Source organism: Shimia sp. (assembly GCF_965227725.1).
In the GTDB taxonomy this organism is placed as follows: Bacteria; Pseudomonadota; Alphaproteobacteria; order Rhodobacterales; family Rhodobacteraceae; genus Shimia.
In genome coordinates, this window is record NZ_CBDDGH010000003.1 from 370,739 (window position 1) to 395,448 (window position 24,710).

Sequence of the window (24,710 nt, forward strand, 5' to 3'; positions counted from 1 at the left end):
AACAGCATATGTTCACGCGCATCGCTCAGCGCCTGTCTGGCGCAAGATCCAAGGAAGGCCCACTGACAGCCAAGGCCCGCCACCGCCGTCTCAAGGCGCTCAAAATGCACGGCATTGCCCAGAAATCGCTGTTTGCCTAAAGCATCGTCCTTAAAAAACTGAAACGCTTAGTCTCCACCAACGCGCAGGAGGCGAAGCCGACCAGCCCCCGACCCTCCCCAAGGGAGGGGGCTTCACCCCCACCCAGGGTCGGGGGCCGGTCTTTGTGACGCGCCACTGTCGTTTTGGAATTGTTGGGCGATGATCTAAAAGCTGCCCGCCCGCACGCCACTGGCATTTTGCACGAGGGATGATAGCGTCCTCCCAGACAGGGAGAGACGCCAATGAGTTTTGAAATCTGGACAGTTTACGTCGTCACCGTGCTTGCCTTGATGAGCACACCCGGCCCCAGCCAATTGCTGATGTTGTCAAACAGCGGCGCACATGGTTTCAGCCGTGCGCTCTCCACCGCAGCCGGAGACCTCAGCGCAAATGCCCTGCAAATGCTGGCGGCGGGATTGGGACTTGCAGCGATCATTGCCGCCTCCGCCACAGCCCTCACGGTGATCAAATGGGCCGGTGTGGCCTATCTCATCTGGCTTGGTCTGCGCATGATCCGCCGCGCCAAACCCGATGATCCCGATCTGACCCCAAACCGCAGCAGAGCCTCCCTTGGCTCCCTCTGGATGCAGGGTTTCATCACCTCTGCTGCCAACCCCAAAGCCGTGGTGTTCTTCGCCGCGCTCTTTCCACAGTTCCTGTCACCGGAAAGCGCCTTCTGGCCGCAATTCCTGATCCTCTCAGCCACCTATATCGTGATGGACGGTCTCTTCCTCTCCGCCTACGGCCTCAGCGCAAGCTGGATCGCCAAGCGTTTCAAAGGAACGGCCCGCGTCTGGATTGAACGCATCGGTGGCAGCTTCATGATTGGCGCAGCTCTCCTGCTTGGAGCCAAATCCATCGGCGAGCGGTAACGCCCAACCTATCGCTTTCTCTCTGCGCTTCCTCTTGCCCCAAATATCCCGAGGTGCGCCCCTCAAACAAAAAGCCCGCAAGATTTGCGGGCTTTCAGCTTAGATCAACGTAAGTGGTCGTTTAGACCTGCACAAAGCCTTTGCTCGCGCCCTCATAGGCCTCAAGCCCGCCTTCCGCGATATTGTGCCAAAGCCCGTGCAGGGTCAGGGTGCCCGCATCCACGCGCTCTTTCACAAAAGGGAAGGTCATCAGGTTATCCAGCGACACCAGCACAGAGCGTTTTTCCAGCGCGCGCGCCTGCTCGGTGGCGTCTTTGATGTCCGCCACATCCTCATAACCGGGGCGCAGCACGTCCATCCAGCGACCAACAAAGCTGTCTTTCGCTTCCAGACCCGGCGCCTGCCCTTTGCACATGTCGATGCAGCCCTGCACACCGCCGCACTGGCTGTGACCAAGCACAACAACATGCGCCACCTTCAGCGCGGTCACCGCATATTCGATTGCAGCGCTGGTGCCGTGCTGGTTGCCATCAGGCTGAAACGGCGGCACGAGGTTGGCAATATTTCTGTGGATAAAAAACTCGCCCTGATCCGCGCCAAAGATCGAAGTCACATGCACACGGCTGTCACAGCAGCTGATGATCATGGCCCGCGGGTGCTGTCCTTCGGTGCCAAGATGGCGGTACCAGCTCTGGTTTTCTTCATATGTGGTGGCTTTCCAGCCCTGGTAACGTTGCACCAGATAAGACGGGAGCGGCTTGATATGATCCATAAGTTTTCCTCACGCGTTTTCGGAGGAATAGGAGAAATTTAGCTGTAATTCGAGGGAAAAGAACGCTCTAGGAAACTTTTTGAGAAGGTTTGCGTGATCATTATGTTCCAACCGTTTGGGTAACGGAAGAACTTGGGGTGAACTATGAACCAAATCGCAACGCTCAAAATGTCTGAGCCAGCCGTTGTTGATCAAGATGAACTTGCGCGCGTCCTTGTCCGCATGGATCCAAAGGAAGCGGAAGAGACGTTTATGGGTCTGATCAAATCGCTGACGGATCACTTGGCCATGGCAGAGCAACAGTATCAGGCCGAAAATTTCGCCGAATTGGCGGAGACGATGACGTTGGTGGAACTCATCGCCGGGCGCCTGTGCATGACCGCACTGACCCATATTGCCGAAGATGTGATCGCCTGTTGCGAGCGGCGGGACACTGTAGCACTTTCAGCGACTTACGCGCGTTTGATCCGCGTTGGCGAATGCGCTTTGCGGGAAATTTGGGATCTGAAGCGCAGCTACATCTGATCGCGCTTGGGCAACGCGCGCTTGCAGGCAGCGCACCAACCGCTAGGCTGGCAGGTAAATGGCCAGCGATCGGCGAGAAAGGTGCGCGATGTCTCTCAAATTTGCTTCCCCTGACAGCTCCAATGTCATTCCTCTGCACGTCATAGACGTCGATGGGTTTGATACGTGGGTGGCGGCGCAGCCTGCGCCGACCCGCGCTTTTGTGGCTGCCACGGGGTTCAAACCGGCCATCGGCAAATCCCTTCTGGTGCCTGATGCCGAAGGCCAGCCGCTGCTGGCGGTTGCGGGCTTTGGCACCGCCCAAACCCGTGCGCGCGGCCGATTTGCGCTGGCGGCGGCGGCCAGCACCCTGCCTGCAGGCACCTACGCGCTGGCCACGGCCCTGCCTGCCGGTGATCTGGAAACCGAGGCTCTGGGTTGGCTGCTGACCGGCTACGCCTTTGATCGCTACAAAGACGCCTCAGTGTCGCCAGCAGCGCTGATCTGCCCCGAAGGCATTGACGCGGCCAAGCTCGAAGCGATTGCCGCCGGCGAAGCGCTCACCCGCGATCTGATCAACACCCCGGCTGCCGACATGGGCCCGCAGGATCTGGAGGACGCCGCAAGCGCGCTGGCAGGTACCTTCGGGGCCAGCTGCACCGTGACCACCGCCGACGCGCTTCTGGAAGACAACTTTCCGATGATCCACGCCGTTGGGCGGGCCGCAGCGCCCCACCGCGCCCCGCGCCTGATCGATCTCTCCTGGGGCGCCAGCGGCCCCAAGCTCACACTGGTCGGCAAAGGCGTCTGCTTTGACACCGGTGGGCTCAATCTGAAGCCCGGCGGCTCCATGGGCCTGATGAAGAAAGACATGGGCGGCGCGGCCACTGTGCTGGGCCTTGCCCATATGATCATGGCGCTGGATCTGCCCCTGCAGCTGCGCGTGCTGATCCCTGCGGTGGAAAACGCAGTGTCCGGCGACAGCTTCCGCCCCGGCGACATCCTGACCTCGCGCAAAGGGCTGACGGTGGAGATCAACAACACCGACGCCGAAGGTCGCCTCGTGCTGGCCGACGCGCTTGCACTGGGGGCAGAGGACGCCCCCGACCTGATGATCTCCATGGCCACCCTTACCGGCGCGGCCCGTGTGGCCGTGGGCCCGGACCTGTCGCCTTACTACACCGATGACGCCACCTTTGCCGCCGCGCTGGAACAGGGCGCGGCAGCCGTGGCTGATCCGGTCTGGCGCATGCCCTTCTGGGAGCCTTATGAGAAAATGATCGAGCCGGGCATCGCCGATCTCGACAACGCACCCGCGGGCGGATTTGCCGGTTCCATCACCGCAGCCCTGTTCCTGCGCCGCTTCGCAGAAGGCCCGCGCTATGCGCATTTTGACATCTACGGCTGGAACCCCTCCGCTGCGCCTGCCCGTCCCAAAGGCGGCGTTGGCATGGGCGCGCGCGCCATTCTGGATGCTCTGCCTGAGATGCTGGATTTCTGATGGCGGACCCTCTGGACAGACGCCTGATCGCCAGCACCGGCAAAGTCGCCGCAGACCATCTGCGCGGCGTGGTGGAGGCCGAAACCTATGTCACCCCCGCCGCCTATCGCGTTGCCATGGTGGTGACCGATCTGCTGTCCGCCCCCACCGGCGCGCGCGACCGCCAGCTGGTGCGCGGCGAAATTTTTCACGTGGTGCACAAGGAAATGGGCATGGCCTTTGGCTATGCCGACCGCGACGGCTATGTGGGCTGGGTCGACATCGGCGATGTGCTGAGCCACCCCAAACAAACGCCCACCCACCGCGTCTCTGCCGCGCGCACCTACGCCAAATCGACGCCGGGCCTGAAAATCATGGGGCTGGTCACACCCTTGCCTTACGGCACCCGCCTTGTGGTGCTGTCTGAAGAAGACGGCTGGTCCCGCATCGCCTGGGACGGCGGACGGATCACCCGCGATCTCTATGTGCCCTCAGGCCACCTGAGCGCCGTGGATACCATCGAGCCTGACGCCGCTGCCGTGGCCGAACGGCTGATCGGCACGCCGTATCTCTGGGGCGGCAATTCAAGCTTCGGGCTGGATTGCTCCGGCCTTGTGCAGGCCGCGCTACATGCGGTGGGGCTCTCCTGCCCCGGCGACAGCGATCTGCAGGAAGCCGCCTTTGAGGAGGCCAGCGGGCCTTACCTGCGCGGCGATCTTCTGTTCTGGAAAGGCCATGTCGCCATGGTCACAGACGCCAACACGCTGATCCACGCCAACGCGCATCATATGGCCGTGGCCTATGAGCCCATTGCCGAGGCCATCGCCCGCATTGCCGCACAGGGCGACGGGCCGGTGACCTCCCACAAGCGCCCGACCTACGGAGATGCCGCATGAGCGATGATTACTTCAAACCCGTCTCCGGCATGGACCTCCCCCGCTTTGCCGGGGTGCCTTCCTTCATGCGCCTGCCGGTCATGGACCTTGAGCACACGCGCCTGAGCGACGTGGATGTGGGCCTCATCGGTGTGCCCTGGGACAGCGGCACCACCAACCGCCCCGGCCCGCGCCATGGCCCGCGCCAACTGCGCGACGCCTCCACCATGATCCGCGCCCAGAACGGTGCGACCGGCGTGCGCCCCTTTGATCTGATCAACTGTGCGGACCTTGGCGATGTCGGCCCCAATCCGGCGGATATTCCGGACAGTATGGAGCGCATCACTGCGTTTTATCAGCAGGTTATGGCCGCAGGCATCACGCCGCTCACGGCGGGCGGCGACCACCTGACCAGCCTGCCGGTGCTGCGCGCGCTGGCCAAAGACGCACCGCTGGGCATGGTGCATTTTGACAGCCACACTGACCTTTATCACAGCTATTTTGGCGGCACGATGTACACCCACGGCACGCCGTTCCGCCGCGCGGTGGAGGAAGGGCTGCTCGATCCCAAACGTGTGGTGCAGATCGGCATTCGCGGCAGCACCTATGATGATGAGGACACGGATTTTGCCAAATCCGTCGGCATCCGCGTGATCCGGATCGAGGAATTCTTTGCCCGCGGTCTGGCGGATGTGATGGCAGAGGCGCGCGAGATTGTTGGCACCGCGCCCACCTATGTGAGCTATGACATCGACTTTGTGGACCCGACCTTTGCGCCGGGCACAGGCACACCGGAAGTGGGCGGCCCCAACAGCTTTCAGGCGCTTGAGGTGGTACGTGCGCTGGATGGGCTGAACATTGTGGGCGCAGATCTGGTGGAGGTCTCGCCTCCGTTTGATTCCAGCGGCGGTACCGCGTTTCTGGGGGTATCGATCATGTTTGAGCTGCTCTGTGTGATGGCAAACACCATCGCTTCCCGACCCGCAGAAAAGTAAGGGCTCTGCCCTCGCCCCAACACGGTTGGGGCTTCACCCGGGATATTTTGAGAATGAGAAGCTCTGGGTGGGGGTGCGTCAATCCACGGCGCGGATCAGCTTGCGTTCCAAGACCCGCAGCACGGTTTTGAGGTCATGACCGCGCTTGAGCACCTGACCATCCATGCCGATCACCGCATAAAGCCCCTGTTTATTGCGCAGCTTAGGGCGTTTCTCGATGCGATAAAGCGGGTTTTCCGCCGTGCGCCGGAAGACGGAGAAGACCGCCACTTCTTTCAATGAGGAAATCCCGTAGTCCCGCCATTCTCCGGCCGCCACCATCCGGCCATAGAGACTCAGAATGATCGACAATTCCGTGCGGTGAAACGCAACTTGCTGCGACGGTTTGAAGGAAGGGTGCAGGGCGGTGGGCGGCTGTGCATTCATATGTTCAGATTTGCGCCCTTTGCCCGCAAAATCAAGCCTCTCTCTGAACCGCCGTCCGCTGCCTCATTTCCGCCGCAGATTTATCTGCAAAAGGCCTTCGTCCGATCCTCTTTTTGCCAAAGGGTAATGGAAAATTAAGGTCATAGCGACGACTACGCTACTCCCGGCGGCGCGGCTTTATTGCCCCCACCCAGTCTGCGCCGCCGGGGGGCACTTTTTCCCAGACAGATTGTACCCTGCGCAAAAACGCAGCAGGCCGCGCGCAAAGCCACCCCGCGATGAGTTTACTTGCTTTTCTCCGCCACTTTGCTCTGTAGTGCGCGCAGCCAAAATCTAAGGATACCGCCGTGTTTCGCACTCTCACTCTGTCTTGCCTACTGTTGCTCGCAAATGCCGCCGCCGCCCATAACGGCGTGAAAGACCCTCAGGTCATGGCCCGCATGATGGCCATGGAGAGCATCGGCTCCGCCTTCAAAACTCTGGTGAGCATGGCCAAGAACGAAACGCCGCTGCATCAGGCCAAGGCGCGCATGGCGCGCGACACGATTGTTCAGCACTCCGGCAACATCAAAGCCCTGTTTGAAGCGCAGGCCAGTGACCCGAAATCCGAGGCGCTTCCGGCGATCTGGGCGAACTGGGAAGATTTCTCCGACCGCGCGGACGATCTGACCACATCCGCGCAGGCGCTGGATTTCAAAGACCGCGCGGCGCTGGCGGACACATTGGGTGCCGTGGGCGGCGCTTGCCGCGCCTGCCACAAACAGTACCGCGAAAAGAAATAAAGCCCTGCGCCCTGCGGCGCATCAGCCGCAGCTGACCTCAATAATCTTGCCCGCGTCATCGTGGATCACATTGAGGCGCTGTTGATTGAAATCCATCGTGGCGGGGGAGTTTTCCCCCAACACGCGCACCACCTCAGGTGTGGTGACCCCCTCCAGCGCGCTCTTGTCCTGACCAACCAGAAAGGCAAACGCCTCCGGATCACAGGTTGTGCTGCCTTGGCTTGCCACCTCTTCCTCTTTGCAGGCCACCAATGCCGTCAGGCTCAGGGCCATCAAACCGATCATACGCATCTTCTCAATCCCTCTCATTGCGCCCGCGCGCCTTGCCCCTGCCACATCCGCCCGGCCTTGCACAACCAACGGTTTCGCCTGCATTGGTCCACACGCGGCGTGGCGCAATTCGGGCTTGCGACGTCGCCATTAAGGTTGCATAGCGCGCGGGTTTCAACCACGCTCTGAGCAAATCATGGAGGATAAGCAAAATGATGCGTACCCGTGCCGCCGTCGCGCTAGAAGCCGGCAAGCCTTTGGAAATTATGGAAGTGAACCTCGAAGGCCCGAAAAAGGGTGAGGTTCTGGTGGAGATCAAGGCCACCGGCCTGTGCCACACCGATGAATTCACCCGTTCCGGCGCGGACCCTGAAGGGTTGTTCCCCTCCATCCTCGGCCACGAAGGCGCAGGCGTTGTGGTGGAAGTGGGCGAAGGCGTCACCACCCTGAAGCCCGGCGACCACGTGATCCCGCTCTACACCCCGGAATGCCGCGAATGTCACGCCTGTCTGTCAGGCAAAACCAACCTCTGTACCGCGATCCGCGGCACGCAAGGCCAGGGCCTGATGCCCGATGGCACCACCCGTTTCTCCATGCTCGATGGCACGCCGATCTACCACTACATGGGCTGCTCGACCTTTGCGAACCACACAGTTCTGCCGGAAATCGCGCTTGCCAAAGTGCGCGAAGACGCGCCGTTTGACAAAATCTGCTACATCGGCTGCGGCGTCACCACCGGCATCGGCGCGGTGATCAACACCGCGGGCGTCGAGATCGGCTCCTCTGCGGCGGTCTTCGGTCTCGGCGGCATTGGTCTCAACGTGATCCAGGGCCTGCGCATGGCCGGTGCCGACATGATCATCGGCGTGGATCTCAACAACGACAAAGCCGAGATGGCCAAGAAGTTTGGCATGACCCATTTCGTGAACCCGTCTGAGCTGCCCGAAGGCCAGTCCGTGACCGAGGCGATCATCGAACTCACCAAAACCGAGAAAGACCAGTTCGGCGGCGTGGACTATTCCTTTGACGCCACCGGCAACGTGCAGGTCATGCGCGACGCGCTGGAATGCTCCCACCGCGGCTGGGGTGTCTCCGTGATCATCGGCGTGGCCCCTGCTGGTGCAGAAATCTCCACCCGCCCGTTCCAGCTGGTCACCGGCCGCGTCTGGAAAGGCACCGCCTTTGGCGGCGCCAAAGGCCGCACCGACGTGCCTCAGTTCGTTGACTGGTACATGGACGGCAAGATCGAAATCGACCCGATGATCACCCACAAACTGACGCTGGATGAGATCAACCACGGCTTTGATCTGATGCACGAAGGCAAGTCCATTCGCGCAGTGGTTGAATTCTAAGCAGCCACAGCTTAGCTAAACACCACCAAAGCGTGTGCCCTTTGGCACGCGCTTTTTTTATTGTTTAGAGAGCTTTATGTCCCAGAACCAACGCCCCTTGCTTGCCGTTCTTATTGATGCAGACAACATTCCCGCCAAACACGCAGCCGCCATTCTCAAAGAAATCACCACCTTTGGAGAGCCCGCGCTGCGCCGTGTCTACGGAGACTGGTCAAACGCCAGCCTGAAAAACTGGACGGAGGCTGTGCAAAACCTGGGCCTCGTGGCCCATCAGGAAAGCGCCAATACCAAAGGCAAAAACGCCTCCGACATCGGTCTTGTGATTGACGCCATGGACATCCTGCACAGCGGGCGTTTTGACGGCTTCGTGCTGGTCAGCTCTGACAGTGATTTTACCGCACTTGCCAACCGGATTCGCGAACAGGGCCTAACGGTCTTTGGCATCGGCGAAGACAAAACCCCCGCCAGCCTGCGCAACGTCTGTAACCGCTTTATCCGCATCGAAAACATCGGTGATCAAAAACAGCAGCCGCAAAAGAGCAAAGCTCAGGGCGCCGTCCCGCTCATCCACGCCGCCATGAACAAAATCGATCAGGACGGAGACTGGTTCTCACTTTCGACCATCGGCCAGAAAATTGCCGCAGCGCACTCTGATTTTGATGTGCGCAGCTACGGGTTTCAAAAACTCAGCGAGCTGGTGCGCAGCCTGCCTGAATTCAAAACACAGAAGTCCCAAAACAACGGAAAAAAGATCGAAGTCTGCAGGGTCGAACAGAAAAGGTAACGCAGCCCGGTCTCACCGCACCCCATAGCGCGCCATGAACATCTCCACGGCGCCCTCAACCACGTGCTCCACTTCGCCCGCCGCAAACTCTGTCTGCACGCCGGTCACCTGCCGCAGAAACAGCCCGGCCTTGCACAGCTCCGCAAACTGGTCCGCTGCCAGTTTCTTATCGGGCACCCGCAGCTCCCCGCGCGCTTCCGCTTCAGCAAAAAACGCCATCAACCGGCTCTGACAAAGCTGCGGGCCGGAGGTGTAAAACTGCTGCCCCAGCTCGGGAAACCGGTCGCCTTCTGACACACAGACCCGAAACATATTGCGCCCGAACTCAGACAGGATGATCCCCATCAGCCCCCGCCCGACCACGCGCAAAACCTCTGCGGCCGGCTGCGTGCCATCCACCGCCGCCTCAAGCTGTTCGGCCTGCTCCGCACATTCCTGACGCGCAACCTCCATGAACAGCATCCGCTTGTCGGGGAAATAGTTGTAAAGCGTCGCCTTGGAGACCTGCGCCGCCTGCGCGATATGGTCCATACTCACACTTTCAAACCCATGCTGCATGAACAGACGCCGCGCATGATCCAGAACCTGCGCAAATTTCCGGCCTTGCCGAATGATGGGGCTTTGGGTGTTCATAAGGCTGTGCTGACCTCTTGGCTGGCGTGCGCCCAGACAGTACACCGCCGCTTTCCCCTGCGGCAAGTCCGGTTGCGAAACTTGTTTCGACAGCACCGCAAAACCTGGGTCCTCCAATACCGCTAGTCGTCCTGTGTGCTCTCCGCCAGACCCTGCGCCCAGTTCTGCGCCCAAGGGCCAAAGGGGGCCAACAGCGCAAACAACTCATTGCCGGCAGCACTCAATTCATACCCCGCATCGCCGCGCTGCACCAACCCGCTGGCCATCAACTCTTTGAGACGCCGGTTCAGCACCGTTGGCGACACTTGCTCACAGCGCGCCTGCAATGCGCGAAAGGTCAGCGCCCCGTCCGAGAGCTGCCACAAAACCCCAAGCGCCCAACTGCGCCCCAAAAGGTCAAACAGCGCCATAATCGGCTTGCCGGTCTTTGAGCCGCGCACGGGGCGGCCGGGTGTTGGCACCTGATGCGTCATAGATCCTCCTTGCTACACATTTGATAGCACACTATTGCTACATAAAACGTAGCGAATCTTGTGAGCCCTGTCATGACCCTTCTTCCCCTTCTTGCCGCGCTGGCTGCGTCCTTTGGCTGGGCCAGTGGCATCGTGATTGCCCAATCCCCTGCAAAGCTGTTGGGGGCCTTTGCCTTCACCCATATCCAGCTGGTCGCCTGCGGGGTGCTTGCTGCCGCGCTCACCACCGCGCTCGGACATTGGCACAGCGTCCCGTGGCAGTTCTGGCCTGCCTTTGTGTTCAGCAGTGTCTTTGGCATTCTGCTGGGCAACCTCGCCATGATCGCCTGCCTGCGCAGAGGCGGCCCCAGACGCACAGAGCTGCTGCTGTCCCTGAAAGCCCCCATCGTGGGCGGCATCGCCTTTCTCTGGCTGGGGGAAGTGCCCGCGCCAGCCGATATCCTCGGCGCGACTATCACCCTGATCGGGGTCTGCATCGCCATTGTTTTTGGCACCAACACGCAATCCCAAAGCGACGCGCGCTTTGCTCCATTGCTGCACATTGTGGGCTTGGGCGTGGCGGCCACCGCATTGCAGGGGGCTGGTTTTCTGGCCATGAAACCCGCGCTCGAAGCCGGGCTGACCCCCATCGCGGCCACCGCCCTGCGCCTGCTGGGTGCCGCAGCATTGATTTCTGTGATGGCCTGCCTGCCAATGAAAGCCGCGAAACCCCACACGGCGCTCAATCCGCCTTTGCTGGGCAAAACCATCCTGCCGGGGGTGATCGGCTATATGTTTGCCTCGTCTCTGCTGCTCTTTGCCTTTGCGCATCTGGATGCGGGCATCGCCGCGACACTGGGCGCATTGTCCCCGGTGCTGATCTTGCCGATCCTATGGGCCAAAGAGCGTCTTCGGCCACACCCCATGGCCATTATAGGCGCGCTGATCGCCGTGACAGGCACAGCGGTCATCGCCTTACTCTAGGCAGACGCCGCCTCGCCCGCCCTTGCCACCTGCACCAAACCTGTTAAGCCTTGGCCATGCTGGCAATCTTTCTGAAAACACTGCCGTTTTTTGCGCTCATTGGCCTTGGCTATTGGGCCGGGCGCACGCGGTTCTTCTCAGAGGAGGCCACGGCCTATCTCACCAAATTTGTGTTCTACTTCGCGCTCTCAGCGATGCTGTTCCGCTTTGCCGCCAATCTCAGCCTCGCAGAGGTTCTGAACTGGCGCCTGATGGGGGCCTATCTGATGGGCAGCTGCGTGATCTACGGGCTGGCCACCAGCATGGCCATGCTGCGCAAACAGGATGTGGCCACCGCCGCTGTCGAGGCGCAATGCGCCACCATCGGCAATGTCGGCTTTCTGGGCGTGCCCATGCTGACACTTCTGATGGGGCCGGAAGCCATCGGCCCTGTGATGCTGGTGCTGGCGGTGGATCTGATCGTCTTCTCCAGCCTCATTGTGATCCTGATCACCGGCTCACGGGACGGGCGCATGAACCTCGCGATCCTGCGCACGGTTGCCGCCGGTTTGATTCGCAATCCGATGATTGTGGCGATTTCGCTGGGCTTTGTCTGGTCCGCCCTTGCGCTGCCGATCCCCGCGCCTGTGAACGAGTTTCTGGCCATCCTTGGCGGCGCAGCCACACCCGGCGCACTCTTTGCCATTGGCGCGTCGCTGGCCAGCAAATCAGCCGAGCGCGTGCAGGTGGCGGTCTGGCTCAGCTTTGCCAAATTGGTGCTGCATCCGCTGTTTGTGGCCATCGCCGTGCTGTGGATTTTGCCAATTGATCCCTATTCCGCCAGCGTTGTGATCGCCGCCGCGGCCCTGCCGGTGGCTGGCAATGTCTATATGCTTGCACAGCACTATGGCGTTGCCCCGCATCGGGTGTCTGCCGCCATTCTTTTTTCTACCGTCGCATCCATCGCAACGGTCTCGCTGGTGATTGCATGGGTCAGCCAGTTCTGACATTTTGGCGCAAACCGTTTGGCAGGAGCCCCACCCATGGAATTGATCTCTGAAAACCGCGCCTTTGGCGGCACTCAAGGCGTCTACACACACAATGCGCACAGCACACGCTGTGACATGACTTTTGGCCTCTTTCTGCCCGAAGAAGCCAAGGTCGGCCCGGTGCCGCTCATCTGGTATCTCTCCGGCCTGACCTGCACCCATGAAAACGCCATGGTGAAGGCAGGCGCACAGCAATGGGCCGCCGAACAGGGCGTTGCGCTGGTCTTCCCTGACACCTCGCCCCGCGGCGAAGGTGTGGCGGATGATCCGGCCTATGATCTGGGTCAGGGCGCGGGCTTTTATGTGAATGCCACCCAAAAACCATGGGCCCCGCATTACAACATGTGGGACTACATCGCCGAGGATCTGCCGTCCTTCCTGCAGGAGGAATTCCCTGTGGATCTGTCGCGCCAGTCCATCATGGGCCACTCCATGGGTGGCCACGGCGCGCTGACGCTGGCCATGTCCCTGCCCGGCCGCTTCCGCTCTGTGTCTGCCTTTGCCCCCATCGCCAACCCGACAGCTGCGGACTGGGGCCGTAAACAGCTTTCTGCCTATCTCGGCGACGACGAAGCCGCCTGGGCGGCCCATGACGCAACGCTGCTGATGCGCGAGAAAGGCTTTGACGGCCCGATCCTTGTGGACACCGGCACCGACGATCAGTTCATTGATCTCTTGCGCCCCGAAGCGCTGGCCGAAGCTGCCAACGCCCGCCGTCAGGAAGCCACCCTGCGTCTGCAAAAAGGCTATGATCACAGCTACTTCTTTGTCTCCTCCTTCATGGAAGAGCACATCGCCTTCCACGCCGAAGCGCTCTACGCAGACTAAGCACAGGACAGGCCCAAATGACTGCGATTTATGTGGATGCCGACGCCTGCCCGGTGAAAGCCGAGGTCGAACGGGTCGGCACCCGCCACAAGGTCAAAATCTACGTTGTTTCCAACGGCGGTCTCCGGCCCAGCCAGAACCCGCTTGTGGAAAACGTGATTGTGCCCGAAGGCCCGGATGTGGCCGATATGTGGATCGCAGACCGCGCCAAAACGGGGGATGTTGTCATCACCGGCGACATCCCTCTGGCCGCAAAATGTGTGGAGGCCGGGGCCCGCGTGCTCAAACACAACGGCGAAGCCCTCACCGCGGCCAACATCGGCAATGTGCTGGCCACCCGCGATCTCATGGCAGACCTGCGCGCTGCAGACCCATTCCGTCAGGGCGGCGGCAAAGGCTTCACCAAAGCAGACCGCTCCCGTTTTCTGGATGCGCTTGAGCGCGAGCTGCGCGCCGCCAAACGCTAGCCCGAAAAAAGCCGCTTAAGCCGCTTCCCCCACCAACAGGCGCTCCATCCGCGCAAGGTTCTGGCGCCAGCCACCTTCCACCATCGGCAGATACTCCACAAAACAGATCCGTTCAGTCAGAGAAGCTGCCACCGGCACCATCGACACCCCGAGCCTGGTGTGTTCGCCCGCAGGCGCAAGGGTGATCGTGGTCAGAATATCCTGCGGCCAATTTGGCAACGACTGGCTTGGCGCTTTCTGCCAATCCGCATCGGTCGATTGATGCAGCCAGACCAGACGCGCCTTTTCCTCAATGGTCTTGAACAGAATGCGGCTGTGGTCACATTGCCCGTTAAACCGCATTTCCGTGCGCCACTCGCCACCTTCCTCAAAGGCAAAACCATGGGTCACAGTCTCAACGCCCACCCCATACCACTGCCCAAGCAGCGACGGCACACTCAAGGCGGCCCAGACCTGATCCATCGAAGCCGCAATATCGCGCTCCAAGGTGAATACCGGCACGTCGATCATGACCCTAGCGTTCCTTTTCCTGCGCGCGCCTCACACGCATCTGTCTTGCCTTCAAACACACCGGTGGCGTCCAAAGACGCACCTGTGCCTCCCCTAAATACGGCCACAGCCTTAAGAAGTTCTGACGATAGACCTGATTTGCCCCCCAACTCCGCGCGGGGACACCTGCCGCAAAACCGCAAAATTCCGCTCAGGTCGTTTTTGCTCTAGACGCTGAACGATTGTTCATCCCAAGTGGACACATGAGCCAAGCCCTGACCCATCGCCTGCCCCTCGGCCCGCTTTCGGCCGTGATCGCCGTGATCTTCTTCTCGATCAACGACGCGACGATCAAATTCCTGTCTGGCGACTACGCGCTGCATCAGATCGTGCTGATCCGCTCCGTCATCGGCTTGGCGATCCTGCTGGCCATCATCGTGCCTCTGCAGGGCGGCTTTGGCGTGCTGCGCACCAGCCGCTTTGGCATGCATATGTTGCGCGGCTTCTGTGTGGTCGCCGCGAACACCACCTTCTTTCTTGGCCTAGCGGTGCTGCCGCTGGCCGATGCTGTGGCGGTCTTCTTTGTCTCGCCCCTTTTGATCACCGCCTTTTCTGTGCTGCTGCTGGGGGAAAAGATCGGCCCGCGCCGCCTGCTGGCGGTGGGGTTTGGCATGGTTGGCGTTCTGGTCATGGTGCGCCCCGGGGCTGAGGGCTTCAACGCCGCGCTCCTCCTGCCGATCCTCGCTGCCGTGGCCTATGCGCTGCTGCATGTGCTCACCCGCAAAATCGGCGGCACCGAAAGCGCGGCCACCATGTCAGTCTATATCCAGCTGGTCTTTGTGGTTGTTTCCGCCACCGTTGGGGCCACCCTCGGCCATGGCGCGTGGGAGGACAAAGGCGTCGAGATGCTCGCCTTCCTGCTGCGCAGCTGGCACATCCCCGCCGCGGCGGACTGGCCCCTGCTGGTGCTGCTGGGCGTCGCCAGCGCGGGCGGCGGCTTCTTTATTTCACAGGCCTACCGCCTGTCAGAGGCCAGCCTGATTGCGCCGCTGGAATATGCCGCCATGCCAATCGCGGTTGTCGTCGGCATCGTGCTCTTTAACGAATGGCCCACGCCGGCCTCATGGCTCGGCATGGTGCTGATCATCGGCAGCGGCCTGTTTGTCTTCTGGCGCGAAACCAAGCTCGGCGATGTGCCCGCGCCCGAACGCCCGCGCAGCCGCCGCTAGCAGCTGTATTTGATAGAAAAACCGGTTCCCCTGACGCCCCCGCCGCTCTACGGTCAGCCCAAAATATCCATACAGGGGAAGACCATGTCGCAAATCGAGGCCGTGATCTTTGACATCGGCAATGTGCTGATCGAGTGGCAACCGGAGAATTTCTACGACCGCACCGTGGGCGAGGCACGCCGCAAAGCCTTCTTTGCCGACACAGACATCCATCGCCATCACGAAGCCATTGATGCCGGGGCTTCCCTGCCGGGCATGATCGAAAGCCTCGTCCCGCAGTACCCGGAATATGAGGCGGAGCTGCGCATGTGGAACGACAATTGGAACGACCTCGCCGCCCCGGCAATCCCCCATTCCGTGCGCCTGCTGAACGCGCTGGTGGACAAAGGCGTGACGGTGTTCACCCTCACCAATTTCGGCCACGACAACTTCCCGCTGTCCCAAGCGGTCTACCCGTTCCTCAACCGCTTTGACCGCGAATATGTCTCAGGTCGTCTCAAACTGATCAAACCCGATCCGGCGATCTACGCCCATGTGGAAACCGACAGCGGTGTTGATCCCGCGTGCCTTCTCTTCACCGATGACCGCGCCGACAACATCGCCGCCGCCGCCGCACGTGGCTGGCAAACCCATCTCTTTGAACACCCTCAGGGCTGGGCCGACCGGCTGGTGGCTGAGGGTCTCCTGACGGCGGAGGAAGCAAAATGATCCCCTATATCTCCTTTGAAGAGGGCGAGCGAAACATCAACTGGCTCGGCCTCACCGATGCGCTGGCTGCAGGTCATGATCTGCCCCGCGCCGAAATCTCCGACAGCTTTCTCTATCGCGGCAATGACACGCTCTTGCAGCGTCAGGCCTGGATCGACGGTCTGGGCATCGCGGTCAAATCCGCCACCGTTTTCCCCGGCAACCCGGCGCAGGACGTGCCCATGGTCAACGGGGCGGTCACCCTGTTTGACGACAAGATAGGCACGCTCTCCGCGCTGATTGATTTTCACCTTGTCACCAAATGGAAAACCGCAGGCGACAGCCTTCTGGCCGCCCGCCGCCTCGCCCGCCCTGACAGCCGCAATATTCTGATCGTTGGCGCAGGCACGCAAGGGCGCAACCTGCGCGACGCTTATGGCGCTGCCTTCCCTGAGGCGCGCTTCACCGTCTGGAACCGCACACAGGCCAATGCCGAGAAAATGGCGTCTGAGATCGAGGGCCTTTCTGTGGCTACCGATCTGGAAACCGCCGTGGGCGAGGCCGACATCATCACCTGCGCCACCATGTCCACAGAGCCCACCCTGCGCGGCGACTGGCTGCAACCCGGTCAGCATGTGGATCTGATCGGTGCCTATCGCCCCGACATGCGCGAGGCCGATGACACCGCCCTCAAACGCGCCCGCGTGTTTGTGGACAGCTACGCCACCACCTTAGATCATATCGGCGAGTTGAAGATCCCGCTGGCCGAGGGCACGCTCACCCGCGAGGATGTACTGGTAGACTACTATGACCTGCCCCGGTTCACCCGCCAATCAGAGGACGAGATCACACTCTTTAAGAACGGCGGCGGGGCCCATCTCGATCTGATGACCAGCCGCTACATTCTCGATCAATGGCAGGCCGCGCGCTGACGCGCGCGCCGTCCTCTTGCCAAACCGATGTTTGGGGCGAGATTGCGCCCCAGCATGCTTCTCAGGGCCTCTGTTTGACGACGCAACGCGCGGTTGGGTAACCTTTTTTCGCCGCCAAATTTCGCACCTCCGCAATACAGCCGCGATACAGACGCAATACCGACGTCCCGATTTATGGTTAACGCACCCTAGGCCGCGGACGCAACGGGCTCGCGTTTTTCGCGGATCGGCAGATGCACAATCGCGCTGAACGCCCCGATGGCCACCCCCAGCCACCACACCACCGTGTAGTCGCCATATTGGTCATACAAACGCCCGCCCAGCCAGACACCCAAGAAGCTGCCAAGCTGATGAGAGAAAAAGACAATTCCGTAAAGCGTCGCCATATAGCGCAGCCCATAAAGATGCGCGACCAGCCCAGAGGTCAGCGGCACGGTGGCCAGCCACAAGGAACCCATCACCAGCGAGAAGACCACCACCGTCGTCGGCGTGATCGGCATCAGAATGAACATCGCCGCCGCGAGGGTACGTCCGGTGTAAACCCCTGCCAGCAAATACTTTTTCTGATAGTGCTTGCCCAACCAACCGGCCAGCAAAGTGCCTCCAATATTGGCCAGACCAATGAGCGAAATCGCCACCGCGCCCAGTGCCGAGGTGGTCGAAATCCCCAACCCCGCCAACATGCTCCCCGGCGCAATCGGCCCGCACATCTCAGTGATCATCGCAGGGAAGTGCGCAGTAACAAAACCAAGCTGATAGCCGCAGCTGAAAAACCCAAGGAAAATCAAGGTGTAAGACGGATCCCGGAAGGCTTTCATCAGGATCGCCCCCATGCTCTCCTGCAGCTCCGCCTTAGGTGCCGCAGGCGCCCGCATCATTGGCAAGAGCAGCAGCACCGCCAGAATAACCGCCGCAAAAACAAGGAACGTTTCCTGCCAGCTCAAAAAGCCCAGCATCCACTCCGCCAGCGGTGCCCCAAACACCTGGCCACCTGACCCTGCAGCCGTGGCAATCGCCAGTGACATAGAGCGGTTTTCGTCCGAACTGGCCCGCCCCACGACCGCCAGGATCACCCCGAACCCCGTACCTGCAATGCCAAATCCCACAAGGATTTCATAGAGTTGATGCGCTTCGGGTGTGACCGCGAAAGACGACAGAACAAGCCCCGCCGCATAGGTCACAGCCCCCAAAATGATCGCTTTCCGGTCGCCCATCTTCTCGGAAATCATCCCGAAAAACGGCTGACCAATCCCCCAGGCAAGGTTCTGAATGGCGATCGCCAGAGAGAATTCACTGCGCAACCAGCCAAACTCATCGGCAATCGGGATCTGAAACACCCCAAAGCTCGCCCGAATGGCAAAGCTCACCAGAATGATGATACAGCCCACGATCAACACCGGGGTCATAAGAGGAGTCTTCTGCGGCATGGGGGTTCTCCTGTTGCGTAGAGCAGATACTGCACAGTTTAAACAACACAGGCAATTCAGCATTTGTTTGCACCCACATCACGCCTGTCAATGTAACGCCACTTTTCCTCCGCCCCGTGATTGGCTACACCCGATAATATGACAAGCTTGCCAGAGATTTACGCCGCCAAGGTTGCCGAAGGCATCCTCACGCCTGACGACGCCCAGACCGCCGTTTTGCCAGAGCTTGAGCGCATCCGCGCAGAGGTGAGCAAACCGGTCAAAAAGAGCTGGTTCCGCAAATCCACACCTGACCCCGTGCAGGGGCTCTATCTCTGGGGCGGCGTTGGTCGGGGCAAATCCATGCTAATGGATCTGTTTGTCGAAAGCCTCACTGTCCCCGTCCGGCGCGTGCATTTCCATGCCTTTATGCAAGAAATCCACGAGGCCATGCACAAGGCCCGCGCTGATGGGGTTGAGGACGCCATTCAACCCGTGGCCCAAGCGGTATCAGAAAGCGTGCGCGTGCTCGCATTTGATGAAATGCAGATCACCGACATCACCGACGCAATGATTGTGGGCCGCCTGTTTGAACAGCTCTTTGAGGCAGGTGTGGTGGTTGTCACCACCTCAAACCGCGTGCCTGATGATCTCTATAAGGATGGTCTCAACCGTCAGTTATTTCTGCCTTTTATTGCGATCATCAAGGAACAACTGCGGGTGTGGGAGCTGGTCAGCCCAACCGACTACCGCCAAAACCGTCTCGCGGGCAATCAGGTCTATTTTGTTCAGGCTGGCACCGAGGCCCGCGCGCAAATCCGCGGCATCTGGGAGGATCTAACCGGCGGCGACGCCGCGCCATTAGTGCTTACGGTCAAAAGCCGTGAAGTCACTTTACCTGCATTCCGCAATGGTGTGGCACGGGCGAGCTTCTTTGATCTCTGCGGCAAGATGCTTGGCCCCGGTGATTATCTGGCCATCGCCAATGCGGTGCGGGTTCTGATCCTGGAAGACATCCCGGCCCTGAGCCGCACAAACTTCAACGAAGCCAAGCGTTTCGTGACCCTGATCGACGCCCTCTATGAGGCCCGCGTTCGCCTGATCTGCTCTGCCGCAGCAGAACCTGAGATGCTCTATCTTGAGGGGGAAGGCACCTTTGAGTTTGAACGCACCGCTTCCCGCTTACGTGAAATGCAAGACGCGGAGTGGGGCCAAGAGCCGGAAAACTAAGCCAAAAACAAGAGGCGTAGCGGCAACAAGGTCATCCCCTTACTGCGCCCTTTGGTCACCTAACCATTGCGCCTTAGGGAAAAACCGCTCAATTCTGGTTGGATCGTTCCATCCTTCCATGCAATGAGGCGCCCATGGATACTGACAGCCTCCGCCTTTTTGTGCTCGCCGCCGACAAGCTCAACATCAGCGCTGCTGGTCGGGAACTTGGTCTGGCCCCTGCCGTTGCCAGCGCTCGCCTTGCCAAGCTTGAGCACGCCCTTGGGGCCGACCTGCTGCACCGCTCCACTCGAAAGGTGTCCCTGTCACTAGAAGGCGCGGAGTTCCTCCCATATGCGCGGGAAATCCTTGTTCAGGAGGAAGCCGCACTGGCCGCTTTGGGCCAAGGTCAGGCCATGCCTACGGGCACGCTGCGCTTCACCGCGCCAAGCACCTTTGCACAGCTCTACATTGCTCCGATCCTACCCAAGTTTTTGGAGCAATACCCGGGCATCACGCTGGATCTGCGCCTCTCTGACAGCCGGTTTGACCTGATCGAGGGCAGCTTTGACCTCGCGATCCGCAACTCTGCGCTGGAGGACACCAGCCTCAAAGGGCGCAAACTGGCCAATGACCACCGCATCCTCTGCGCGGCCCCCAGCTATCTTGAGAAACGTGGCATCCCTCAAACGCCTGAGGATCTGCTCTCACACGAACTGATTGCCTTTGCTGATCAGGAGGCCAAACCTCTGCGCCGTCGTGATGGGGAGATCGGGAGTTTTGACCCGCATAAAGCGCGAGGCCGGGTGATTTTGGACGACGGCCTCAGCCAGAAATTGGCGACCATTGCCGGGGCTGGCATCTCCAGCAATCCGGTCTGGAGCGTGCATCAGGAGCTGAAGTCCGGCGCGCTTGTGCGCGTGCTGCCCGATCATGAGGTGGCAGATGGCTCAGTGCTCTGGATGATCTACCCAAAAACCAATGTACTCTCTGCCAAGGTGCGGGTGTTTATGGATTTTCTGATCGAAGAGATCGGCAAATCCCCGGTCTGGCAGACCCCGGTATAAAACCGCGCCCCGGGTTTTGGGGCGCAGTCAAAGTGCTTCGGCAAAGCCGGCTTTAGAACCAGCTTACAGTGTCTTCCATGCTGCGGCGGGTCTTGCCGAACTCAGGCTCATTTGCGCGGTAGCCAAAGGCAAACATCACAGCCGGTTTGTAGAGCTTTGGATCGATGCCAAAGTGCTTTTCAAGCACCTCTGCGGTCTGCGCCATGTCAAAGCCTTCGATCGGGCAGGAGTCGATGCCCATCAGCGCGCCTGTCGTCATCATATTTGCCAGCACGATATAGGCCTGCTTGCCCGCCCAGTCGCTAATTTCACGCGGGCTGCTGATCTTGTGATCGTCGGATTGGAACTTGCCATAAGCGCCGTTGAAAATCTCGATTACCTCTTCAGGCAGCTGTTTCACATTACGGTAGAAGTTCTGCAGGTAATCGGAGCCTGCCGTCATGGTCTCTTCGGTGTGCGCCAGAATGATGCCGAAGTGGCTCGCAGTGCCCAGCTGGCCGGTGCTGCCGTTCATCATCCCATTGGCGCCCCAGGAGAACTCCCGGAACAGCTCACGGTTTTCCGGCTTCTGGAGCATGACGATCTTGAACGGTTCATGCCCAAAGGAAGTTGGCGACAGGCGCGCGGCTTCCAGTATGGTCTCAAAAGAGGCGTCATCAATCTTGCGCTCCGCGTCGAATACTTTGGTCGCGTGACGGAAGTTGAAGGCCTCAAGGATTTCGGCCTGGATGCGGGTGGTGTCAGTGATGTCTTTCATGTCTTCACTCCAAAAATCTGATGGCGCTCAGATATGAGAAGCGTGATCTGACAAAAACTGAGGCGAGTCACAAAAGAGAATTCGGGTTTCGCATATAATTAACGGGTGAATTACACTTTGCCGGAAAGACGTAAATCAAGGGATAACGCAACGAACTGCGTATCGGCAAAAGGGTGCTAACCCATCAAATTCATTTGATTTTGAGAGGCTTGAGAGGCGAGAAAATCGCTCGGCAGGCATTTGCATGCATATCGCATTAGTGCCTGAAAAAGAAAACGGGCAGCACCTTTTTCAGATGCTGCCCGTCGATGTGTTTCTTAGAAGTGTGCGGACTTCGCGTTCGCTGGCACCTGAAGCGGTGGAGCGAATTTGGTCAGGTCGATGCCTTCAACCGCCTCTTTGTACTCTTCCAGCGTTGGTGTGCGGCCGAGGATCGCGGAGAGCACAACCAGCGGCGTGGACGCAAGCAGAGACTCACCCTTCTTCTCCGGCAGGTCAGCCACAACACGGCCTTGGAACAGGCGGGTCGAGGTCGCCAGAACGGTGTCACCCTTCGCAGCTTTCTCTTGGTTGCCCATGCAGAGGTTACAGCCTGGACGCTCGAGATAGAGAATGTTTTCATACTCGGTACGAGCCTGCTGTTTCGGGAAGAGATCATCAAACTCAAAGCCCGAGTACTTCTGCAGGATGTCCCAGTCGCCCTCTTCCTTCATCTCGTCGATGATGTTGTAGGTCGGCGCGGCCACAACCAGCGGTGCCTTGAACTCGACTTTGCCATTGGCCGCTTCGAGGTTCTTCAGCATCTGAGCCACAATCTTCATGTCGCCCTTATGCACCATGCAGGAGCCCACAAAGCCCAGATCCACTTTCTTTTCAGCGTTGTAGTAGCTGATCGGACGGATGGTGTCGTGGGTGTAGCGCTTGGAGACGTCTGCGTTGTTCACATCCGGGTCGGCGATCATTGGCTCAACGATCTGTTCCAGATCCACCACTACTTCGGCGAAGTACTTCGCGTCGCTATCCGGGGTCAGTGCTGGCTTCTCACCAGACTGGATTTCGGCAATGCGGGCATCCGCCTTGTCGATCAGGCCCTGAAGCATCTTCACTTCGTTGTCCATGCCCTTGTCGATCATGATCTGGATGCGGGATTTCGCCAGCTCCAGAGAGCCGATCAGGGTCTCATCGTTGGAGATACAGATCGAGGCTTTCGCCTTCATCTCTGCGGTCCAGTCGGTGAAGGTGAAGGCTTGGTCTGCCAGCAGCGTGCCAATGTGCACTTCGATCACGCGGCCCTGGAACACGTTGTCGCCATGCTGCTCCAGCATCTGCGCCTGAGTGGCGTGCACCACATCACGGAAGTCCATGTGATCAGCCATCTGACCTTTGAAGGTCACTTTCACAGATTCCGGGATCGGCATGGAGGCTTCACCGGTCGCAAGCGCCAGAGCCACAGTACCGGAGTCCGCACCGAAGGCCACGCCTTTGGACATACGGGTGTGGCTGTCGCCGCCGATGATGATGTCCCAGTCGTTCACGGTGATGTCGTTCAGCACCTTGTGAATCACGTCTGTCATGGAGTGATAGACGTCTTTGGGGTCACGCGCGGTGATCAGGCCAAAGTCGTTCATGAACTGCATCAGACGCGGCGTGTTGGCCTGCGCTTTTGCATCCCACACAGAGGCGGTGTGACAGCCAGACTGATAGGCACCATCCACGATTGGGGACACAACAGTCGCCGCCATCGCTTCCAGTTCCTGCATGGTCATCAGGCCAGTGGTGTCTTGAGAGCCAACGATGTTGACCTTCACGCGCACGTCGGAACCTGCCAGCAGAGTGGCACCCGGCGTGGAGCCCAATGCGTTTTTGTTGAAGATCTTTTCAACAGCAGTGAGGCCTTGGCCTTCCGCGGTGATCTCTTTGGACGGCGCAAAGACAGGTGTTGCTTCCACGCCCAGAGCTTCTGCGGCAAATGTCTGCAGCTTCTTACCAAAGACAATCGCGTAAGAGCCGCCAGCCTTCATGAACTCGGCTTTTTGCGGGGTGAAGGCAGAGGACACATCCACCAGCTCTTCGCCGTCTTCGCTCAGCAGTTTTTTGTCTTTGGTGTTGATTTTCAGAACCGTGCCGGTCTCAACAGAGTATTTCTGCTCAAGGATCGGGTTGCCGTCGTTGTTGAGGATCGGGTTGCCATCCTCATCGGTTTTGCGCACCCAGTTCTTCAGGTCCAGACCGATACCGCCGGTCACGCCAACAGTGGTCAGGAAGATCGGGGAGATGCCATTGGTACCCGCCACGATCGGCGCGTAGTTCACGAATGGCACGTAAGGGGAGGCTTGCTTACCGGTCCAGAGCGCCACGTTGTTCACACCGGACATACGGGAAGAGCCCACACCCATGGTGCCTTTTTCAGCGATCAGCATGACCTGTTTGCCAGGGTGCTGCAGCTTTAGCTCTTCGATGTGCTTCTGTGCCGCTTCGGTGATCATGCACTTGCCGTGCAGTTCACGGTCCGCGCGGGAGTGTGCCTCGGCACCTGGAGACAGCAGGTCGGTGGAGATGTCACCTTCTGCCGCGATGAAGGTCACGATCTCGATCTCTTCGTCGATGTCAGGCAGCTTGGTGAAGAACTCTGCCTTGGCGTAGCTTTCCAGCAGGTCTTTTGCGATTGCGTTGCCGCCGTCCAGCGCTTCCTTGAGACGCGCCTGGTCCGCGTCATAGAGGAACACCTGAGTCTTCAGAACTTCTGCGGCTTGCTTCGCGATGGCTTCATCGTCGCCCAGCGCCAGATCCAGCAGCACGCGCACGGAAGGGCCACCCTTCATGTGCGAAAGCAGCTCAAATGCAAATTCCTGGGAGATCTCGGCCACATCAGCAGCGCCAAGAATGATCTCTTTGAGGAATTCCGCTTTCACACCAGCAGCGCTCGTGGTGCCCGGAAGTGTGTTGTAGATAAAGAAGTTAAGCGCACCTTCGCGCGCCTCGTTCCCGGTGTCCTTGATCAGTTCGATCAATTCGGCAACCAGGTCTCCCGCGTCAATCGGCTTGGGGTTCAGACCCTGCTCTTTGCGCGTTTCGATTTCAGCTAGGTAATCCGTATAAAGGCTCATGGCTATCCTGACGAGTAAGCGTTAGAAGAAGCGAGAGCACAGGGTGCTGACAAAGATCAGCGCGCCCTGAAGCGCTCTTTGTATGCCGATGTATACCAAGCTTACCTCGGTTACAAGGTCCAGACCAACGACAATATGCTTAAAACGCGTTGTGAACTAGGCCATTTGGCCGGAATCTGAAG

27 protein-coding genes are annotated in these 24,710 nt (G+C 59.7%); 18 read left to right on the forward strand and 9 right to left on the reverse strand.

The genetic code is table 11. The annotated features are described in order from the left end of the window. Positions 1–8 precede the first annotated feature (8 nt). Together ACO07T_RS07575 and ACO07T_RS07580 are read left to right on the forward strand one after the other, a co-directional pair. Positions 9–140 (forward strand): hypothetical protein, encoded by a 132-nt coding sequence (locus tag ACO07T_RS07575; protein WP_422048884.1) that lies wholly within the window; start codon positions 9–11, stop codon positions 138–140. 243 nt (positions 141–383) lie between these two features. Next, positions 384–1,013: a LysE family translocator gene (locus tag ACO07T_RS07580; RefSeq protein ID WP_422048885.1), complete on the forward strand. Its 630-nt coding sequence runs from the start codon at positions 384–386 to the stop codon at positions 1,011–1,013. A gap of 121 nt (positions 1,014–1,134) precedes the next feature. On the opposite strand, the gene ACO07T_RS07585 is transcribed toward ACO07T_RS07580, so the two are convergent. Continuing rightward, on the reverse strand, positions 1,135–1,785 hold the full coding sequence (locus tag ACO07T_RS07585; RefSeq protein ID WP_209064050.1) for a carbonic anhydrase: 651 nt from the start codon (positions 1,783–1,785) through the stop codon (positions 1,135–1,137). A gap of 144 nt (positions 1,786–1,929) precedes the next feature. Between ACO07T_RS07585 and ACO07T_RS07590 the strand changes: the two genes are divergently transcribed. The 4 genes from ACO07T_RS07590 (at position 1,930) to speB (ending at position 5,639) form a co-directional block, all read left to right on the forward strand. After that, the gene (locus ACO07T_RS07590) at positions 1,930–2,310 is read left to right on the forward strand and encodes a hypothetical protein (protein WP_209064048.1); all 381 of its coding nucleotides are present in this window, start codon (positions 1,930–1,932) and stop codon (positions 2,308–2,310) included. Positions 2,311–2,398: 88 nt separating this feature from the next. Continuing rightward, positions 2,399–3,790, forward strand: a complete 1,392-nt coding sequence (locus tag ACO07T_RS07595; RefSeq protein WP_422048886.1) for a leucyl aminopeptidase family protein — start codon at positions 2,399–2,401, stop codon at positions 3,788–3,790. Beyond that, positions 3,790–4,665 (forward strand): NlpC/P60 family protein, encoded by an 876-nt coding sequence (locus ACO07T_RS07600; protein WP_422048887.1) that lies wholly within the window; start codon positions 3,790–3,792, stop codon positions 4,663–4,665. The genes ACO07T_RS07595 and ACO07T_RS07600 overlap by 1 nt, the downstream gene beginning before the upstream one ends. After that, entirely contained in the window at positions 4,662–5,639 is a 978-nt protein-coding gene (speB, locus tag ACO07T_RS07605) for an agmatinase (RefSeq protein ID WP_422048888.1), read from the forward strand. The genes ACO07T_RS07600 and speB overlap by 4 nt, the downstream gene beginning before the upstream one ends. A 78-nt stretch (positions 5,640–5,717) precedes the next feature. Here speB and ACO07T_RS07610 read toward each other — a convergent pair whose 3' ends face one another. Beyond that, on the reverse strand, positions 5,718–6,065 hold the full coding sequence (locus ACO07T_RS07610; RefSeq protein WP_422048889.1) for a DUF2794 domain-containing protein: 348 nt from the start codon (positions 6,063–6,065) through the stop codon (positions 5,718–5,720). A 347-nt stretch (positions 6,066–6,412) separates the two neighbouring features. On the opposite strand from ACO07T_RS07610, the gene ACO07T_RS07615 reads away from it, so the two are divergent. Next, complete coding sequence (locus ACO07T_RS07615; RefSeq protein WP_209079471.1) at positions 6,413–6,847, forward strand: c-type cytochrome; 435 nt, start codon at positions 6,413–6,415, stop codon at positions 6,845–6,847. A 21-nt stretch (positions 6,848–6,868) separates the two neighbouring features. Here ACO07T_RS07615 and ACO07T_RS07620 read toward each other — a convergent pair whose 3' ends face one another. Next, positions 6,869–7,132, reverse strand: coding sequence for an I78 family peptidase inhibitor (locus ACO07T_RS07620; RefSeq protein ID WP_422048890.1), 264 nt, complete (start codon positions 7,130–7,132; stop codon positions 6,869–6,871). Positions 7,133–7,329: 197 nt separating this feature from the next. Here ACO07T_RS07620 and ACO07T_RS07625 point away from each other — a divergent pair, with 197 nt between their 5' ends. After that, positions 7,330–8,469, forward strand: coding sequence for an S-(hydroxymethyl)glutathione dehydrogenase/class III alcohol dehydrogenase (locus ACO07T_RS07625; protein WP_280637743.1), 1,140 nt, complete (start codon positions 7,330–7,332; stop codon positions 8,467–8,469). Positions 8,470–8,545: 76 nt separating this feature from the next. After that, positions 8,546–9,253 (forward strand): NYN domain-containing protein, encoded by a 708-nt coding sequence (locus ACO07T_RS07630; RefSeq protein WP_422048891.1) that lies wholly within the window; start codon positions 8,546–8,548, stop codon positions 9,251–9,253. A 12-nt stretch (positions 9,254–9,265) separates the two neighbouring features. Here the strand turns inward: ACO07T_RS07630 and ACO07T_RS07635 are convergent, their stop codons facing one another. Both ACO07T_RS07635 and ACO07T_RS07640 read right to left on the reverse strand, forming a co-directional pair. Further along, positions 9,266–9,886, reverse strand: coding sequence for a TetR/AcrR family transcriptional regulator (locus ACO07T_RS07635; protein WP_422048893.1), 621 nt, complete (start codon positions 9,884–9,886; stop codon positions 9,266–9,268). A 122-nt stretch (positions 9,887–10,008) separates the two neighbouring features. Beyond that, positions 10,009–10,359, reverse strand: a complete 351-nt coding sequence (locus ACO07T_RS07640) for a winged helix-turn-helix transcriptional regulator (protein ID WP_422048894.1) — start codon at positions 10,357–10,359, stop codon at positions 10,009–10,011. Between the two features lie 72 nt (positions 10,360–10,431). Between ACO07T_RS07640 and ACO07T_RS07645 the strand changes: the two genes are divergently transcribed. From ACO07T_RS07645 to ACO07T_RS07660, 4 genes are read left to right on the forward strand one after another with little or no spacing between them, the layout of a single operon-like run. After that, positions 10,432–11,322 carry an EamA family transporter gene (locus ACO07T_RS07645; protein WP_422048895.1) on the forward strand — a complete coding sequence of 297 codons (891 nt, stop codon included), beginning with the start codon at positions 10,432–10,434 and terminating at the stop codon, positions 11,320–11,322. A 56-nt stretch (positions 11,323–11,378) separates the two neighbouring features. Further along, positions 11,379–12,308 (forward strand): AEC family transporter, encoded by a 930-nt coding sequence (locus tag ACO07T_RS07650; RefSeq protein ID WP_422048896.1) that lies wholly within the window; start codon positions 11,379–11,381, stop codon positions 12,306–12,308. Between the two features lie 36 nt (positions 12,309–12,344). Beyond that, complete coding sequence (gene fghA / locus ACO07T_RS07655; RefSeq protein ID WP_209064023.1) at positions 12,345–13,178, forward strand: S-formylglutathione hydrolase; 834 nt, start codon at positions 12,345–12,347, stop codon at positions 13,176–13,178. A gap of 17 nt (positions 13,179–13,195) precedes the next feature. Then, positions 13,196–13,645 (forward strand): YaiI/YqxD family protein, encoded by a 450-nt coding sequence (locus ACO07T_RS07660; protein ID WP_209079464.1) that lies wholly within the window; start codon positions 13,196–13,198, stop codon positions 13,643–13,645. 15 nt (positions 13,646–13,660) lie between these two features. On the opposite strand, the gene ACO07T_RS07665 is transcribed toward ACO07T_RS07660, so the two are convergent. Then, the gene (locus ACO07T_RS07665) at positions 13,661–14,155 is read right to left on the reverse strand and encodes an SRPBCC family protein (protein ID WP_422048897.1); all 495 of its coding nucleotides are present in this window, start codon (positions 14,153–14,155) and stop codon (positions 13,661–13,663) included. A gap of 242 nt (positions 14,156–14,397) precedes the next feature. Between ACO07T_RS07665 and ACO07T_RS07670 the strand changes: the two genes are divergently transcribed. From ACO07T_RS07670 to ACO07T_RS07680, 3 genes are all read left to right on the forward strand, one after another. Beyond that, complete coding sequence (locus ACO07T_RS07670; protein WP_422048898.1) at positions 14,398–15,363, forward strand: DMT family transporter; 966 nt, start codon at positions 14,398–14,400, stop codon at positions 15,361–15,363. An 84-nt stretch (positions 15,364–15,447) separates the two neighbouring features. Next, a complete protein-coding gene (locus ACO07T_RS07675; RefSeq protein ID WP_422048899.1) occupies positions 15,448–16,071 on the forward strand; it encodes an HAD family hydrolase in 624 nt (207 codons plus the stop codon). Then, positions 16,068–16,982: an ornithine cyclodeaminase family protein gene (locus ACO07T_RS07680; protein ID WP_422048900.1), complete on the forward strand. Its 915-nt coding sequence runs from the start codon at positions 16,068–16,070 to the stop codon at positions 16,980–16,982. The genes ACO07T_RS07675 and ACO07T_RS07680 overlap by 4 nt, the downstream gene beginning before the upstream one ends. A gap of 188 nt (positions 16,983–17,170) precedes the next feature. On the opposite strand, the gene ACO07T_RS07685 is transcribed toward ACO07T_RS07680, so the two are convergent. Then, on the reverse strand, positions 17,171–18,409 hold the full coding sequence (locus ACO07T_RS07685; protein WP_422048901.1) for an MFS transporter: 1,239 nt from the start codon (positions 18,407–18,409) through the stop codon (positions 17,171–17,173). Between the two features lie 138 nt (positions 18,410–18,547). Here ACO07T_RS07685 and zapE point away from each other — a divergent pair, with 138 nt between their 5' ends. Further along, positions 18,548–19,618 carry a cell division protein ZapE gene (zapE, locus tag ACO07T_RS07690; protein ID WP_422048902.1) on the forward strand — a complete coding sequence of 357 codons (1,071 nt, stop codon included), beginning with the start codon at positions 18,548–18,550 and terminating at the stop codon, positions 19,616–19,618. Positions 19,619–19,752: 134 nt separating this feature from the next. Beyond that, a complete protein-coding gene (locus ACO07T_RS07695) occupies positions 19,753–20,664 on the forward strand; it encodes a LysR family transcriptional regulator (RefSeq protein WP_422048903.1) in 912 nt (303 codons plus the stop codon). A gap of 52 nt (positions 20,665–20,716) precedes the next feature. Here the strand turns inward: ACO07T_RS07695 and ACO07T_RS07700 are convergent, their stop codons facing one another. Further along, positions 20,717–21,421 (reverse strand): NAD(P)H-dependent oxidoreductase, encoded by a 705-nt coding sequence (locus ACO07T_RS07700; RefSeq protein ID WP_422048904.1) that lies wholly within the window; start codon positions 21,419–21,421, stop codon positions 20,717–20,719. Between the two features lie 317 nt (positions 21,422–21,738). Beyond that, positions 21,739–24,528, reverse strand: coding sequence for a bifunctional aconitate hydratase 2/2-methylisocitrate dehydratase (locus ACO07T_RS07705; RefSeq protein ID WP_209087894.1), 2,790 nt, complete (start codon positions 24,526–24,528; stop codon positions 21,739–21,741). Positions 24,529–24,710 lie beyond the last annotated feature (182 nt).

What these genes read in the sequence shown, in the direction of transcription:
- ACO07T_RS07575 (WP_422048884.1), top strand. Translation starts at nt 9, where the DNA reads ATGTTCACGCGCATCGCTCAGCGCCTGTCTGGCGCAAGATCCAAGGAA.
- ACO07T_RS07580 (WP_422048885.1), top strand. Translation starts at nt 384, where the DNA reads ATGAGTTTTGAAATCTGGACAGTTTACGTCGTCACCGTGCTTGCCTTG.
- ACO07T_RS07585 (WP_209064050.1), bottom strand. Translation starts at nt 1,785, where the DNA reads ATGGATCATATCAAGCCGCTCCCGTCTTATCTGGTGCAACGTTACCAG.
- ACO07T_RS07590 (WP_209064048.1), top strand. Translation starts at nt 1,930, where the DNA reads ATGAACCAAATCGCAACGCTCAAAATGTCTGAGCCAGCCGTTGTTGAT.
- ACO07T_RS07595 (WP_422048886.1), top strand. Translation starts at nt 2,399, where the DNA reads ATGTCTCTCAAATTTGCTTCCCCTGACAGCTCCAATGTCATTCCTCTG.
- ACO07T_RS07600 (WP_422048887.1), top strand. Translation starts at nt 3,790, where the DNA reads ATGGCGGACCCTCTGGACAGACGCCTGATCGCCAGCACCGGCAAAGTC.
- speB (WP_422048888.1), top strand. Translation starts at nt 4,662, where the DNA reads ATGAGCGATGATTACTTCAAACCCGTCTCCGGCATGGACCTCCCCCGC.
- ACO07T_RS07610 (WP_422048889.1), bottom strand. Translation starts at nt 6,065, where the DNA reads ATGAATGCACAGCCGCCCACCGCCCTGCACCCTTCCTTCAAACCGTCG.
- ACO07T_RS07620 (WP_422048890.1), bottom strand. Translation starts at nt 7,132, where the DNA reads ATGATCGGTTTGATGGCCCTGAGCCTGACGGCATTGGTGGCCTGCAAA.
- ACO07T_RS07625 (WP_280637743.1), top strand. Translation starts at nt 7,330, where the DNA reads ATGATGCGTACCCGTGCCGCCGTCGCGCTAGAAGCCGGCAAGCCTTTG.
- ACO07T_RS07630 (WP_422048891.1), top strand. Translation starts at nt 8,546, where the DNA reads ATGTCCCAGAACCAACGCCCCTTGCTTGCCGTTCTTATTGATGCAGAC.
- ACO07T_RS07635 (WP_422048893.1), bottom strand. Translation starts at nt 9,886, where the DNA reads ATGAACACCCAAAGCCCCATCATTCGGCAAGGCCGGAAATTTGCGCAG.
- ACO07T_RS07640 (WP_422048894.1), bottom strand. Translation starts at nt 10,359, where the DNA reads ATGACGCATCAGGTGCCAACACCCGGCCGCCCCGTGCGCGGCTCAAAG.
- ACO07T_RS07645 (WP_422048895.1), top strand. Translation starts at nt 10,432, where the DNA reads ATGACCCTTCTTCCCCTTCTTGCCGCGCTGGCTGCGTCCTTTGGCTGG.
- ACO07T_RS07650 (WP_422048896.1), top strand. Translation starts at nt 11,379, where the DNA reads ATGCTGGCAATCTTTCTGAAAACACTGCCGTTTTTTGCGCTCATTGGC.
- fghA (WP_209064023.1), top strand. Translation starts at nt 12,345, where the DNA reads ATGGAATTGATCTCTGAAAACCGCGCCTTTGGCGGCACTCAAGGCGTC.
- ACO07T_RS07660 (WP_209079464.1), top strand. Translation starts at nt 13,196, where the DNA reads ATGACTGCGATTTATGTGGATGCCGACGCCTGCCCGGTGAAAGCCGAG.
- ACO07T_RS07665 (WP_422048897.1), bottom strand. Translation starts at nt 14,155, where the DNA reads ATGATCGACGTGCCGGTATTCACCTTGGAGCGCGATATTGCGGCTTCG.
- ACO07T_RS07670 (WP_422048898.1), top strand. Translation starts at nt 14,398, where the DNA reads ATGAGCCAAGCCCTGACCCATCGCCTGCCCCTCGGCCCGCTTTCGGCC.
- ACO07T_RS07675 (WP_422048899.1), top strand. Translation starts at nt 15,448, where the DNA reads ATGTCGCAAATCGAGGCCGTGATCTTTGACATCGGCAATGTGCTGATC.
- ACO07T_RS07680 (WP_422048900.1), top strand. Translation starts at nt 16,068, where the DNA reads ATGATCCCCTATATCTCCTTTGAAGAGGGCGAGCGAAACATCAACTGG.
- ACO07T_RS07685 (WP_422048901.1), bottom strand. Translation starts at nt 18,409, where the DNA reads ATGCCGCAGAAGACTCCTCTTATGACCCCGGTGTTGATCGTGGGCTGT.
- zapE (WP_422048902.1), top strand. Translation starts at nt 18,548, where the DNA reads ATGACAAGCTTGCCAGAGATTTACGCCGCCAAGGTTGCCGAAGGCATC.
- ACO07T_RS07695 (WP_422048903.1), top strand. Translation starts at nt 19,753, where the DNA reads ATGGATACTGACAGCCTCCGCCTTTTTGTGCTCGCCGCCGACAAGCTC.
- ACO07T_RS07700 (WP_422048904.1), bottom strand. Translation starts at nt 21,421, where the DNA reads ATGAAAGACATCACTGACACCACCCGCATCCAGGCCGAAATCCTTGAG.
- ACO07T_RS07705 (WP_209087894.1), bottom strand. Translation starts at nt 24,528, where the DNA reads ATGAGCCTTTATACGGATTACCTAGCTGAAATCGAAACGCGCAAAGAG.